Below are 14,316 nucleotides of genomic sequence, written 5' to 3' on the forward strand. Positions count from 1 at the left end.
ACAATACTTATATGGAAAAAATAATTAATTCAATGCCGGATGCTTTGCTAATAACTAGTAGCAAAGGCAATATTAAAAAAGTAAATAATGCTGCTCAAGAATTATTTGGCTTTAGTGAAGAAGAATTAATTAATCGCCCACTATCTCTGATAATGGATGACGACCATTTTTTAATAGAATCAATTTTTAAAAATTATTATTTCCGGCAAAATTTTCATAATTTAGAAGTAGTTTGTCGAACTAAAACTAGAGAAAAGCGGTTGATTGCTTTTTCTTGTTCAGTAATTCCGAAAAAAATACAAGGATTAGAAGATATTGTCTACATTGGTCGGGATATTACGGCTCGACAATATCGAGAACAGCGTACAAGTACCCAGTATGCTGTCACTCGGATATTATCAGAATCCCAAAGCATAAAGCAGGCAATTCCGCAAATTTTGCAATCGATTTGTCAAAACCTGGGATGGCATTTAGGTGAACTTTGGGTACCAAGTCAATATATTGGCACTCCGGTACAGGGGAACAGCATCAATGCAATACTAAGGTGTGTGGAAATTTGGTCAAGTCGAGTAATTTCTGTGCGAGAGTTTAAGGCAATCACCTGGCAAACTACCTATACTCCCGGTATTGGCTTACCTGGTCGAATTTGGATTAGACGTTTGCCCTTGTGGATTAAAGATATCACAGAAGATGGAGACACAAGGCGATCGCAACCTGCGGCTGAAGCTGGATTGCACGCAGCCTTTGGTTTCCCTATCTTAGACGATAGTGAAATCTTAGGAGTGATGGTTTTCTTTAGCCGTGACGTACAACCAAAAGATAAAGACCTATTGAAAATGATGGGTTCTATTGGTAGCCAAATCGCCCAGTTTATCAAACGCAAACAAGCAGAAGATGCTCTGATAGAAAGCGAAGAACGCTATCGGGATTTATTTGAAAATGCTAATGACTTGATTCTATCTGTCAATGTCTATGGTCGTTTTTCGTATGTCAATCTTGCATGGCAAGAAACTTTAGGATATAGCGAAGCTGAAATTGCGAATATGACCATTTTCGATATTATACATCCAGAGTTTAAACAAGAATGTTGGCAAAGGTTTTATCGCGTACTGTCAGGAGAAAAGTTTGATCAAGTAAAAGCGGCATTCGTTACTAAAGATGGTCAAACAATTTTTTTAGAAGGTAATATTAACTGTAAATTTTCTGAAGGTCATCCAGTTGCCGTTCGTGGCATATTTCGCAATGTCACCCAGCGAATAGCAGCAGAAGAAGCGCTACGTCATCAGCAAGAAGAAACCGAACGTTTATTGCTGAATATTTTGCCAACCGCAATCTCCAAGGAACTGAAAGAAGAATCAGCTAACATTGCTGAAGAATTTGCTGATGTCACGGTTTTATTTGCAGATATTGTCGGCTTTACCGAAATTGCTGCTTCTATGAGTGCAATTCAAGTGGTAAACTTACTTAACTCGATTTTCTCAACTTTCGATCGCCTCACCGAACAATATAGTTTAGAGAGAATCAAGAACATTGGCGATGCTTATATAGTAGTTGGTGGTTTACCTACGCGCCGCCCAGATCATGCTCAAGCGATCGCTCTTATGGCACTACATATCCAAACTGCGATCGCTCTATTTAATACTGAAAATAACCAAAACTTCAACATCCGTATCGGCATCCATAGTGATTCCGTAGTCGTTGGAGTAATTGACCTCAACCAATTTACTTATGATCTCTGGGGAGACACGCTAAACATCGGTAGCTGCATGGAATCTCAAGGTGTTGTTGGTAAAATCCAGGTTACAGAAAATACTTATAAGTCTTTGTGTAATGAATTTTTATTTCAAAAGCGGGGCGAAATCGAAGTTAAAGGGAAAGGGAAAATGACAACTTATTTTTTGGTTGGGCAAAAGGGATGAGGGGCATGGGGCATGGGGCATTGGGCATGGGAAATAGAGAAGAGACTTGTTCAATAATTTCCCCTAATCCTTTCCTGCTCCCTGCTCCCTGCCTCCTCTACTCCCTACGTATTCGGAATCAGCCGCCCACAAGGATAAGTCGCTGTCTGCTTTTGGGCACTTTCAGCCACTGCTGCAGGAACCTGATCCGATGGTTGGGTTTTGGCTGCTAGATAGTCTTTTTGCAGTTTATCCAAAATGGCTTCTCGCTTATCGTAAACACGCTTCAGGGGACGAGGTTGGCACTTATTCAAGACGTATGCTGTTACCAGTGGTAAAGCGATCGTACTATCGGTATAACAAACAATTGTGTTAGGCAACTCTTCCGGGTCAATCTTACCCCAGCTAACGGCTTCTGATGGGGTTGCTCCAGACAAACCGCCTGTATCTGGACGTGCATCAGTAAACTGCACAAAGTAATCGTGTCCTCGTTCTTCTAGCCCTAATACCTCATGAAGTTGCGGTTGAGTTTGTAGTAAAAAGTTCTTAGGACTACCGCCACCGAGAATTACAGCCGCACTTTTACCGCCTGACTCACGGGCATTATATGCGATCGCAGCCGTTTCATTTACGTCAATTGATGGATCTAACACCAACTGCGAACCTTCCAAAGCCAAAGCCGCCACGTTCATCCCAATAGAGCTATCTCCTGGAGAAGACGTATATATAGGCACGCCATACTCATAAGCTGTAGCCAGCAAGCAGGAATGCTGCACACCCAGTTGCTTTTCTACTTCCCGAACATACTTACCTAGTAAATGGTGAAACTCAGCAGTTCCCATCCGCTTCTGAAACGCTTCCCCTTGTAAAATCTTGCGGATGAACGCATCGGTTTCTAGTAGCACATCGTAACCAAAGATAATGTCATAAATGCGAATAGTCCCTTCCTGACGCAGTTTCACATCATCCAAAAAAGGATTACCAGCAAAGAGTTCAAAACCCAAACCGTAATGCATATCATGGTAAAGATTTGCACCAGTGCTAATCATCCAATCAATAAAGCCATTACGAATTAAGGGTGCAAGCGCTGAAACCCCAAATCCTGCTGGTGTCATCGCACCAGAAAGGCTAACTCCGACAGTAACACCTTCGGTTAGCACATCACGACTCAGAAGTTGGCAGATTTCCCGCAACCGCGCTGAGTTATAAGCAGTGAAGTATTGATCGATCAAATCCACTACATTGATATCATTTGATATAGGTGTAGGTGCAATTTTTTGACCCAGCTGTTTAGACATTTTGGCACTCCCGAACAGTAAACACGCCGAATCTAATGTTATCTAGCTTTCAACCAAAGTGATAGCAATTTAAATAGTACAGCAGGTAAATCCACCCACGGCACGGAGAAGTAGTCATTTCCCTCTGCTCCCTTCCCCCCTTCCTCTTCGTTGAGTTCCCAAAAATATTAAATTTAATGGAAGATTTAATAAATCGAGAGAGGTGTACGCTACCTAGATGTGAAGAATGCGTCAACAGAGGACTCAACCAATGGGATATGTAATTGCTACTGCAAACATGAAAGGTGGCGTTGGTAAAACTACCCTCACCGTCAACTTAGCTACCTGTTTAGCTAAAAATCATGGCAAGCGGGTGCTTGTCCTTGATTTAGATAGCCAAATTAGCGCCACACTCAGTTTGATGTCGCCTTTAGATTTTGCCAAGCGCCGTAAACAAAGCAAGACATTTAGGTATCTGATCGACGAAGTTATCAATCCAGACCCACAAGCAAAACTCACAATTCAAGATATCATTCAATCCCAGGTTTGTAATCTTCCCGGACTGGATTTATTACCAGGAGATATCGACTTATATGATGAATTTGTTGTATCAGAAATGCTACATCAACAAGCAACTGCATTAGGAGAACAGGACTTTGAGACGATTTGGAATCGCTTTGAAAGAGTGCTGATTAATAACATTTTAAAACCAGTCCGTCAAGAATATGATTTTATCCTTCTCGATTGTGCCCCTGGATATAATTTATTGACTCGTAGCGCTTTAGCTGCCAGCGATTTCTACATACTTCCGGCGAAACCAGAACCCTTATCTGTAGTGGGTATTCAACTACTAGAAAGACGTATCGCCCAATTGAAAGACAGTCATGGACATGAAACAAAAATAGATATAAAAATGCTGGGAATTGTATTCAGCATGTCTACTGCTAACCTTCTCACTGGCAGATACTATAAACAAGTGATGCACCGCGTTGTCGAAGATTTCGGGGTAGAGAAAATTTGTAAAGTACAAATACCAGTTGATGTCAATGTTGCTAAGGCTGTTGATAGTTTTATGCCAGCTGTTTTAAATGCTCCCCAATCAGCTGGATCAAAAGCATTTTTTCAGTTAACTCAGGAGTTGTTGCAAAAGCTATAAAGACCTAATCAGTAAGCTAATGAGGGTAATATAGCAGTCTTAAATCATTCATTAAAAATTAGATCCCCGACTTCATAAAAGTTGCCGGGGATCTGGACAGCACGAATTTTCATAAATTAGATAGTATTGCTATAAGTAAGTTATCTTTTATATAAGTTCAGCACTTATACGGAAGCTATATGCAGCGAGATTCGGCTATTGAGTGAGAAGGTCAGTAAATCTTACTAAGAAACAATGCTTACTCAAAATTCTATACCGACAGAGAAAAATCAGAACTTGGTAATACGTTTACCACGGACTCTGAGTTATCTCGAAACCTGGGGCTTTGGCTTAACGGGTCATGTGGGATGGATTGGTACTGCCCCTATTATTCATGCGGCGTTAGGGCCTAAAGCGATTTTAGTTTGGTTTGTTGGCACGATTATTTCCTTTTTACTGAACTTGCAGGTGCAAAGTCTAGGTAGACGTTGGCCAGATGTCGCTGGAGGAACACCGAATTATACCACAAGGCTATTAAAAAATTTTCCTGGCTTAGGTCGTTACGTAGCATTAGGATACTTTTTTAGCTGGGCAGCAGCACCGGCACTGTATGCGATTATTCTCACAGACTTAATTAAAGTCAATTTTGGAACATTAGGTATTTCTTGTCCAGAAACTTTATTAAAAGTTTTATTTACAGCTATTCCTTTTATTTTAGCGTTCAGTGGCACTCGTGCTTTAGCGCTCTTGCATTTATTTTTTGTATTCCCAGCAATTTTATTACTGCTTTTGTTTTCTATTGAAGGCGTTTTATGGTTAGTCTTCTCAACTGCTAGTTTTAAATTTATCTCAACCAGCACACATACTATAAGCTTTGAAGAATGGGCTAAGTGGTTTTTTCTGGCTAGCTATTCAATTTATGCTTGTGAAACCACTTCTTCTTTTGTAGCTGATAGCCACCATCCGTATAAAACTTTAAGCTTCTTAACCGTAGCTGCTTGGCTAATTCCTCCAGTCTTTTTAGGTGGTTCTTGGGTATTAATGTGTTCGGGTCAAAATCCTACAATAGGTGACGATGCGTTCTTAAATCTGGTAGCAGCGTCTAAGCCTTTTTGGGGTGAATCTGCCTCTTTTCTAGCAACACTTTTGATTACTGTATCTTGTCTTTTAAGTTCTGCTACGGCAGTTTCCAATTCTCCTCGGATATTATATCAACTTGCCTTGGACAGACAGATTTCTCCCATATTTGCATTAGTTTCCCGTCAAGGTGTCCTTGGCCCTGCTATCTTCGTTACCTTTCTAATCAGTTTGCTGTGTCTAAATTTGGGAAATGTATCTCAACTTGTCACAGTAGCAGGCACCTGTTATTTAATGTCCATTATGGGGTTACATCTGGGATTATGGCTGTGTCGAGGAAAACCCCAGGTGTTATGGCCTTGGTGGTCACTTGGTTTTTTCTGTTTAGAAGCGGTAGTTCTAATAGTAGGAGGTTTAGCTTGGAATTGGAGAGATTTTTCAGTGGGATTATTATTACCCATTGTTCTGATGATAGGAGATGTCGGGCTACGTCGCTTAAGATTTGCGCCACTAGAGTTGGAATGGTGGACACAGCGTTACTATACTCGGTCTAGCACAAACAATTCAGACTTTCTGATACTACAGGTGATTGTCCTAGTATCATTAATTTGTATTACTGCTACAAGCAGTTGGGTTATCCGCGATTTATTAGGTAAAGTTTCTGATAATCCTCAAAATTCTTTACTAGCTATTCTGTTAGTAACGCTTTCTTTAATTGGAGTAGCGATCGCTTGCTGGACAACTCTACCACAAATCGTTGCTATTGATGAAGCACGCAAACAAGCTAAAAGCCTATTTATCACTACTCTCGATACCGTTCCAGATACTGTTTTAGTCTTAGATGAAAACGGTAAAATTTGTCAAACAAATGCTGCGGCTGAAGAATTATTTCAAACACACTCTCAGGAGCTGCTTGGGAAAAACTTGAATCAACTCTTAGTATGTTATCACGGTAAACCAAAGCAATGGTCTATCAGAACTGAGCAAACTTTAAAAATAAACCAAGGTCTAAGAATTGTTGAATCGACTATTTCACAGCCATTTAATTCTCAGCTAAGGGAGTATGTTGTTATTATCCGTGACATCACTAAACGGAAGTTAGTAGAGGAAGAATTAATCCAATATCGTTATCAGCTTGAGCAACTGGTTCTAGAACGTACTGTTGAACTTATCAGAGTAAATCAACAACTAGAACAAGACATTATCAAGCGCCAACAAGCACAAGAGCAACTACTTCACAATAGTCTTCATGATGGGCTAACCGGATTACCTAATCAACGATTATTTATGGAGCGAGTGCAGCAGGCAATAGAACGTACCAAACAGCACAATAATTATTTATTTGCCGTACTCTTCTTAGACCTAGACCGCTTTAAAGTTGTTAACGACAGTCTGGGACATCTACTAGGAAATCAACTTTTGATTGCAATTTCCCATCGGCTAAAGTCAGTTCTGCGAGGCGGAGACATAGTTGCCCGTTTTGGTGGAGACGAGTTCACCATCTTAATTGAGGACATTGAGGATATTGACATCGCCATACAGGTAGCCGAGCGAATTAAAAATGTACTAGCTTTGCCATTTCAATTAAATGAGCATCTGGTATTTACTAATGCTAGTATTGGCATCGCTTTAAGTAAGCCAGATTATGAACAATCAGCGCATATTCTCCGCGATGCCGATGTTGCAATGTACCGCGCCAAATCACTTGGTAAAGCACGCTATGAGGTCTTTGACCAAAAGATGTACGAGGGTGCATCTTTGCTATTAGAGTTAGAAACTGCTCTGCGAAATGCACTGCTCAAACAAGAAGAATTTCGCCTTGATTACCAGCCAATTATTTCACTTATAACTGGCAAAATTATTGGATTTGAGGCCCTGATACGTTGGTATCATCCAGAACGAGGTCTTATTTCCCCTCAAGAGTTTATTCCTCTGGCTGAGGAAACTGGAATGATTGTTAGTATTGGGCAATGGGTGCTTTCTGAAGCCTGTCAGCAAATGCACAGATGGCATCAACAATTTCCTAGCTCGCTACCTCTGACAATTAGCGTTAATTTTTCTGGGAAACAAATAACGCAACCCGATGTGTTTAAACAAGTTAAACATATTTTGCAAGAAACTGGACTGGAGCCATGCAGTTTGAAGTTGGAGATTACTGAAACCCTGTTGATGGATAATTTTGAATTAGCTACCACCGTACTTTCCCAGTTAACAGAGCTAAATGTCGAGATGCACATGGATGATTTTGGAACTGGTTATTCATCCTTGAGTTATCTACACCGCTTACCTATCAAAACCCTGAAGATTGACCGCTCTTTCGTCACTAATATAGGTAGTCGAGGAGAAAATTTAGAAATTGTAAGAGCGATTGTGACATTAGCTCATAATCTCAATATGTCTGTTACAGCAGAAGGCATAGAAACTGTAGAACAATTAGCACAATTGAAGGCGTTACAATGTGATTATGGACAAGGGTATTTTTTCTTACCACCGATGGAAAGTGTAGAAGTAGAAATGCTACTTGCTGCTAACTTGTGTTACAAAAACTTTTTAAATAGATAAGTTGTTTGGTATCTAATTCTGTTTGGAGAAACAACTTGTAAAATTGAAAAATCAATTATACTTGAGAATCTTCATTAGTGTTGTAGTACTGGCTGTAGCTGGAAATCTTCTGCGTTATTAACTAACCCTTCTTCTAACAATAGTTCATTAATAAAAATATCAATTTTCTCTCGACCAATATTCTGCATGACTATCATGTGTGCCGAGTTTTCAAAAACTGCTAATTGCCACTTTTTAATTAACCTTTGAGAAGGTTTTTGAAAAACTACTGTGTTGGAAAAATTATTTAACATACATGGATATTCTCTGATTTGAAGTTGTTGAAAAAGATATTGAGCATTATAAATACACGTCTTAGCCTCTTTAGCTAATCCATCATAACCTCTTGTTTGTACTGCATACCAGAGAATTAGGGGAGTATGACCATTTCTAGATCCCAGAATAGTTGTATCTTTTGAACCAATATATTCAATTTCTGTTTCAACTTTTTCTACCCATTTTTTCTTAGTTAAAACTACACCACAAGGTAAGGGAGAACCAATGAATTTAGCAGAAATAGCTACACTATCTATCGGTTTTTGAAAATTCACTTGCGGAGCGCCATCTAAAAACGGTAATATTAACCCTGAAAGTGCAGCATCACAATGAATGTAGTAATCTTTAATCTGATTGCGCTCTAAAATTTCTAGAACTTTGTCTAAGTTATCAATTGCACCTTTGACAGTAGTTCCAATATTTAAATTGATGATAGCTGGATAACGACGATTTTCACTAAGTAGTTGTTCAAAATGGTCATAATTCATTTCTCCATTAATTTGCGAATTCACAACATTATGTTGAATGCGGAATAATTTCGCGGCTTTGGGAATTGAGTAATGAGAGTCTTGTGATGAATAAAGAATCCCATTAGGGTAGATTTCTCTTGCTAAGAAAATTCCATATAAATTACCTTCAGTTCCACCAGCAGTAACATAACCCCAAAACTGATTTTCTGGAATTTTATAGAGGTGAGCAAAAAAAGATAATACTTCTTGCTCAAACTTTCGGGAATGGAGACCAAAATCTGGCTCAATATATGGGTCTCCAGCATTATTTAACAGATGATTGAAAAATTTCCCGATCGCACTGTAATCACAACTTAAATTATACGGATAGCCTGCATGAAACTGCGATCGCTGTTCTATTTGCAGCAAAAAATCTGCCAACTCTTTAGCAACTTTATGTGACATATCTTTGTATCTCTTGAATTTTGATTAAGTTAATGGATGTTTTAATCGAAAATTTACGTATTAATCCATACCTTTATATTTTCTTTATAAGACTGAGATATGCTTCTATACATGAAAAGAATACGGTGAAAGTACTTAGTCTGCTTCAGTAAAAACACCTGATTTTTTTCTTATAAGTATATAACCCTTAGAAATTACTTGCTTTACAAAAACACCATAATATGTATTAAGTAAAATATCTTTTTTAGGCGGTGACTACAAACTGATTTAACGTGAATTCTACAGATGTGTCTATGTCATTACAGACCTCTCCTTGGTTTCAATACTTCTCGGTTAAAGGTTAAAGGGGAAGGGGCAAAGGGAAAGAAAAAACCTTTAACCCTTCCCCTTTAACCTTTTCCCAAAACCTGATTCTGAATTAAAAATGCTTAACCGAGAAGTATTGTCCTTGGTTTTACTACACAAAATTTTCCCTCTCCGAGTTGGAGAGGGAAAGGCTTGAACTTTATTTCAAGGTAGGGAGAGGTTCGTTGAACTCAGATATATTTACTAGAACTCTCCTGCTAAGGCTGCAACACACCGTTCGCAAATTAAGGGGTGTTCTGCTGATTCTCCCACATGAGTAGAGTAGTTCCAACAGCGATCGCACTTTTGCCCGTCTGCATTCACTACCCCAATTCCCCAGTTATCCTCACCTTGAACACTTAAGGTTCTCAATCCTTGCAATGCGTCAGCAGTATCTAATAATTCCACTTGGGAGGTAAGGAATAAATAGCGCATTTCATCAACACCATCACCATTAACAGGGTTTAAAGCTTTGATAGCAATACGTAATTTTTCATCATTGACATAAATTAACGCTTTTGCTTCTAGAGAAGAACCAATAATTTTTTCTACCCTAGCTTGCTCTAAAACCTTATTAACATCGGTGCGAAGTCGTCGCAATGTTTTCCAAAATTCCGCTAATTCTGGATTACGCCATTTTTCCTCTACCTGTATCCAACCGGCTTCAAACACTGATTTGTAAGGTGTTTTATAAGGGAGATATTGCCAGATGTCTTCGGCGGTGTGGCATAACACTGGTGCGATCGCTCGTGCTAAATTATCTAAAGCTATTTTCAGCACCGTTTGACAACTGCGACGGCGGAAAGCATCTTTTGCACTGATGTACAGCCTATCTTTGGCAACATCCAAATAAAAGTTGGATAAATCGACCACGCAGAAATTCTGCACAGTTTGGAAAAAGCGGAAGAACTGGAAACTCTCAAAGGCTTCCGTTACTTCCTCAAATACCTCGGTGATGCGGTGCAGCATATAACGGTCAAGTTCTGGCAATTCCTCGAAGGGAACTGTATTTTTTTCTGGGTCAAAATCATCCAAGCTACCAAGCAAAAACCGCGCCGTATTGCGAATTTTGCCTCTGACATCATTCATCTGCTTGATGATGTTTTTACCAATGCGGACATCGCCAGAATAGTCTACCGATGATACCCACAATCTCAAGACATCTGCACCGTAAGCTGGTTCTACTTTTTGATTTTTCCCACCTTCAATGATTGTATTGGGGTCAACCACATTTCCTTCTGACTTGCTCATCTTCCGGCCCTGTTCGTCCAAAGCAAAGCCGTGAGTTAGTACAGTTTTGTAAGGCGCAACGTCATTTACCGCTACACTGGTCAGCAAGCTTGACTGAAACCAACCACGATGTTGGTCGGAACCTTCCAAATATATATCAGCAGGGTAGCGTAACTCTGGACGCTGTTGGACGACAGCTGCCCAAGATGAGCCAGAATCAAACCATACATCCATTGTGTCTGTACCTCTGCGGTAAGACTTGCCATTTTGGCGATAAGATTCCGGTAATAACTCCTCAACTGAAAGTTCCCACCAAGCATCAGAACCTTTTTCAGCGATAATTCCTTGGACGTGGTTGATAATTTCTTCATTAAGCAGTGGTTCACCTGTGGCTTCGTCGTAGAAAACGGGAATGGGTACACCCCAACTCCGCTGACGAGAAATACACCAATCGGAACGTTCCGCTACCATTGGCGTGATCCGATTTTCACCTTGGGCTGGAATCCATTTTACAGTTGCGATCGCCTTTAGTGCTTCTTCTCTAAATCCTTCCACGGAAGCAAACCATTGTTCAGTAGCGCGGAAAATCGTCGGCTTCTTCGTCCGCCAATCATAAGGATATTTGTGGGGATATGCTTCTTCCTTCAGCAAAGAACCAGCCGCAGCCAGTGCATCAATCACTGCCTGATTCCCATCACCCAGCACATTCAACCCAGCAAATTCTCCCGCCTCTTGGGTAAAATTGCCGTTGTCATCCACTGGTGCAAGGATGGGTAAACCGTAACGCTGACCAACAATGTAATCTTCTTGACCATGACCTGGTGCGGTATGTACCAACCCAGTACCCGATTCAGTAGTAATATAATCACCGCCGACAACAATTGGGCTTTCACGGTCAAATAGAGGATGACGATAAGTAGTATGTTCTAAGTCATTCCCCTTAAAGGTGGCTTTGAGAGTTAACTCAAGTCCCAACGTTGAAGATAACCGTTCGACCAAATCAGCAGCAACGATGAGGTATTTAAAATTGCTCTGCGCCTCTGACTGGGAAACCTCCACCACTGCATAGTTCAAATCTGCATTCACTGCTACCGCCAAATTCCCCGGAATTGTCCAAGGTGTGGTTGTCCAAATAGCAACACCCAAATCTGGCAGATATTCCGCCAACAGTGGTTTTACAGCTTCCGCCAAACTTGTAACTGGAAAAGCTGCATAGATACTGCGTGAAACGTGACCTTCTGGATATTCCAACTCAGCTTCAGCTAAAGCGGTTTTAGAGCTAGGACTCCAGTGAACTGGCTTCAAACCGCGATAGATGTAGCCTTTTAAGAACATCTGACCAAACACACCAATTTGAGCCGCTTCATATTCCGGCTTCAGAGTTAGATAAGGGTTGTCCCAATCACCCCAAATACCATAGCGTTTAAAATTTTGGCGCTGGTTATCTACCGTAGCTAGTCCAAATTCTTTCGCTTTCTGCCGCAGTTGTAAAGGCGTTAAATTTTGCCGTTCTGCTGACTTCATGTTCTGCAAAACTTTTAACTCAATTGGCAAACCGTGACAATCCCAACCAGGAACGTAGCGAACTTTACGCCCTCGTAACATTTGGTAGCGATTAATAATATCTTTGAGAATTTTATTTAAGGCATGACCAATATGGAGTGAGCCATTAGCGTAGGGAGGCCCATCGTGCAGTATAAATAATTCGCCGGGGTTACTTTCAAAGAGGCGATCGTAAATTTTATTTTCTTCCCAAAATTTTTGGATTTCAGGCTCGCGCTTGATGGCGTTTGCCCGCATATCAAAGCTAGTCTTGGGTAGGTTTACAGTATCTTTGTAACTTCCTGATTCGGTCACAGTCTCATGCCTAGAATTAGGTGTGCAGGTTTTATCAATTATAGAAGATAGCCTGAAAACCAAAATTCGCTTTTTGAGAGCGAGTTTGATAAACCTCTCCCTACCTTGAATTTTCGATAATAAAGTTGCAAATATAAAGATAGGACTTTTCCACAAGAGCGTAGGGCGTGTTTTCAAAGTCTTAGATCCCCCCAACCCCCCTTAAAAAGGGGGGCAAAGAGTCTCTTAAAGTCCCCCTTTTTAAGGGGGATTTAGGGGGATCTAAAAAGTTAGGAGGCTAAACAAATAGTTTGAAAACACGCCCTACGCCTAGCCCGCCACATCGCTACTATAAAATTCAGATGGATTAAAGGTAGGTTGGGTTGACGTAAGGAAACCCAACCTACCTTTAATGCACAAATTTAAGCTTGACACGGTACTAGATTTATGCAATAAAGCGGATTATTGCAGTAAAGGAGTTGTGCTTTTACCGTTAGTTGACACATTCGCAATTGCAGCTTGAGCCGGTTGAGTGGGAAGAACCGCTACAACTGAAGCAACTTTTGAACTAGATTTTTTATTTCTTTTTCCATTAGAGCCGCCAGCTTTGGAATACTCTATACTGTTTCTGCCATAGATAGTTGCAACTCCACTTAGCATTCGTTCAGACATTTCGGAAAGGGCTTTATCCATCTGGGTTATTGTCTTACGCGATTCTTCAAGATTGGATACAAGCGTGTTATGAGCTTCTAGCGTCGAACGTGTAGTGTTGATAAGGTGGTTGTAGGCTTCGATGGTTAATCCATGTCCTAAATCCAGGTTTTCATCAACGGATTTAAGCAAGGCGAGACGAAGTTGGGCTTTGTCAACAGCAGCAGAACCACGAGTTCTTAAAGACATGAGATATCCTTTTTTTTAAGAATTCCTTTTTCAACATAGTGGAGTATCCTTTTGCCTGAGATGGGTAGTTTTGTGGATTTATTTCGTTGAGCTTTTAATGAAATAATTACGAGTTTGTCTGTATTTTTACTCATTTTCCATATCGATTTGCTGTCTGAAAATAAGTGCAACCAGCAAATGCGAACGCAATATCAACAAATGCGATCGCTATATCAGCAAATGCAAACTCCGAATCAACAAATGCGATCGCTATATCAGCAAATGCGAACTCCGAATCAACAAATGCGATCGCTATATCAGCAAATGCGAACTCCGAATCAACAAATGCGATCGCTATATCAGCAAATGCGATTGCTGAATCAACAAACGCGATCGCTATATCAGCAAATGCGATCGCTGAATCAACAAACGCGATCGCCAAATCAGCAAATGCGATCGCCACAATAACATGATAGGAAACTAGAACATCTAATTCCCTCCCCTTTATAAGCTATGGTGTATACACCGTAGCTCCGACTCAGAGAGAGACGGTTTTGCCTGCCTAGTAAAACCAGGGAAGGGTATTTAGGCGATTAGGAGACTAATCAGGAATTTGGCGTTGCTGAATCAAAATATGAATCAGGCGATCGCTGGAATAAAACTTGTACCTCACATCGTGAGCGGCACTGAACCATACTTAAGATAATGTATGACCAGTCGGATAGAGTGTCTCAGCATTTTTTCTGACTTAGAGTAACAAAAAGTTTTCCGATGTAGTCGAGCAAGATAATGTCGAAAACGACTGTTTTCTCCTTCAACCCTGGTCATGTAGGTTTTACTAACAATAT

At 40.4% G+C, this 14,316-nt stretch carries 9 protein-coding genes; 4 read left to right on the forward strand and 5 right to left on the reverse strand.

The features are described from left to right. The first annotated feature begins 11 nt into the window (after nt 1-11). Nucleotides 12-1,919: an adenylate/guanylate cyclase domain-containing protein gene (locus IQ274_RS14725; protein WP_228058198.1), complete on the forward strand. Its 1,908-nt coding sequence runs from the start codon at nt 12-14 to the stop codon at nt 1,917-1,919. 104 nt (nt 1,920-2,023) lie between these two features. On the opposite strand, the gene IQ274_RS14730 is transcribed toward IQ274_RS14725, so the two are convergent. Continuing rightward, the gene (locus IQ274_RS14730; protein WP_163929815.1) at nt 2,024-3,196 is read right to left on the reverse strand and encodes a homospermidine biosynthesis protein; all 1,173 of its coding nucleotides are present in this window, start codon (nt 3,194-3,196) and stop codon (nt 2,024-2,026) included. Nucleotides 3,197-3,446: 250 nt separating this feature from the next. On the opposite strand from IQ274_RS14730, the gene IQ274_RS14735 reads away from it, so the two are divergent. Together IQ274_RS14735 and IQ274_RS14740 are read left to right on the forward strand one after the other, a co-directional pair. Continuing rightward, nucleotides 3,447-4,331 (forward strand): ParA family protein, encoded by an 885-nt coding sequence (locus IQ274_RS14735; RefSeq protein ID WP_012408196.1) that lies wholly within the window; start codon nt 3,447-3,449, stop codon nt 4,329-4,331. Nucleotides 4,332-4,565: 234 nt separating this feature from the next. After that, nucleotides 4,566-7,949, forward strand: coding sequence for an EAL domain-containing protein (locus tag IQ274_RS14740; protein WP_163929816.1), 3,384 nt, complete (start codon nt 4,566-4,568; stop codon nt 7,947-7,949). A gap of 74 nt (nt 7,950-8,023) precedes the next feature. On the opposite strand, the gene IQ274_RS14745 is transcribed toward IQ274_RS14740, so the two are convergent. The 3 genes from IQ274_RS14745 to IQ274_RS14755 form a co-directional block, all read right to left on the reverse strand. Next, a complete protein-coding gene (locus tag IQ274_RS14745) occupies nt 8,024-9,178 on the reverse strand; it encodes a histidine decarboxylase (RefSeq protein WP_194142689.1) in 1,155 nt (384 codons plus the stop codon). Nucleotides 9,179-9,727: 549 nt separating this feature from the next. Continuing rightward, nucleotides 9,728-12,610 (reverse strand): isoleucine--tRNA ligase, encoded by a 2,883-nt coding sequence (gene ileS, locus IQ274_RS14750; RefSeq protein ID WP_194142690.1) that lies wholly within the window; start codon nt 12,608-12,610, stop codon nt 9,728-9,730. 441 nt (nt 12,611-13,051) lie between these two features. Next, nucleotides 13,052-13,489, reverse strand: coding sequence for a hypothetical protein (locus IQ274_RS14755; RefSeq protein WP_194142691.1), 438 nt, complete (start codon nt 13,487-13,489; stop codon nt 13,052-13,054). A 177-nt stretch (nt 13,490-13,666) separates the two neighbouring features. On the opposite strand from IQ274_RS14755, the gene IQ274_RS14760 reads away from it, so the two are divergent. Then, complete coding sequence (locus IQ274_RS14760) at nt 13,667-13,936, forward strand: hypothetical protein (protein WP_194142692.1); 270 nt, start codon at nt 13,667-13,669, stop codon at nt 13,934-13,936. Nucleotides 13,937-14,137: 201 nt separating this feature from the next. Here IQ274_RS14760 and IQ274_RS14765 read toward each other — a convergent pair. After that, nucleotides 14,138-14,316: IS1 family transposase (locus IQ274_RS14765; protein ID WP_194142693.1), on the reverse strand; the 179-nt coding region annotated here is incomplete at its 5' end.

This window comes from Nostoc sp. LEGE 12447 (assembly GCF_015206985.1).
GTDB lineage: Bacteria > Cyanobacteriota > Cyanobacteriia > Cyanobacteriales > Nostocaceae > Nostoc.

Excerpts from the sequence above, each read along its gene's own strand:
- IQ274_RS14725 (WP_228058198.1), top strand. The coding sequence starts at position 12 with ATGGAAAAAATAATTAATTCAATGCCGGATGCTTTGCTAATAACTAGT.
- IQ274_RS14730 (WP_163929815.1), bottom strand. The coding sequence starts at position 3,196 with ATGTCTAAACAGCTGGGTCAAAAAATTGCACCTACACCTATATCAAAT.
- IQ274_RS14735 (WP_012408196.1), top strand. The coding sequence starts at position 3,447 with ATGGGATATGTAATTGCTACTGCAAACATGAAAGGTGGCGTTGGTAAA.
- IQ274_RS14740 (WP_163929816.1), top strand. The coding sequence starts at position 4,566 with ATGCTTACTCAAAATTCTATACCGACAGAGAAAAATCAGAACTTGGTA.
- IQ274_RS14745 (WP_194142689.1), bottom strand. The coding sequence starts at position 9,178 with ATGTCACATAAAGTTGCTAAAGAGTTGGCAGATTTTTTGCTGCAAATA.
- IQ274_RS14755 (WP_194142691.1), bottom strand. The coding sequence starts at position 13,489 with ATGTCTTTAAGAACTCGTGGTTCTGCTGCTGTTGACAAAGCCCAACTT.
- IQ274_RS14760 (WP_194142692.1), top strand. The coding sequence starts at position 13,667 with ATGCGAACGCAATATCAACAAATGCGATCGCTATATCAGCAAATGCAA.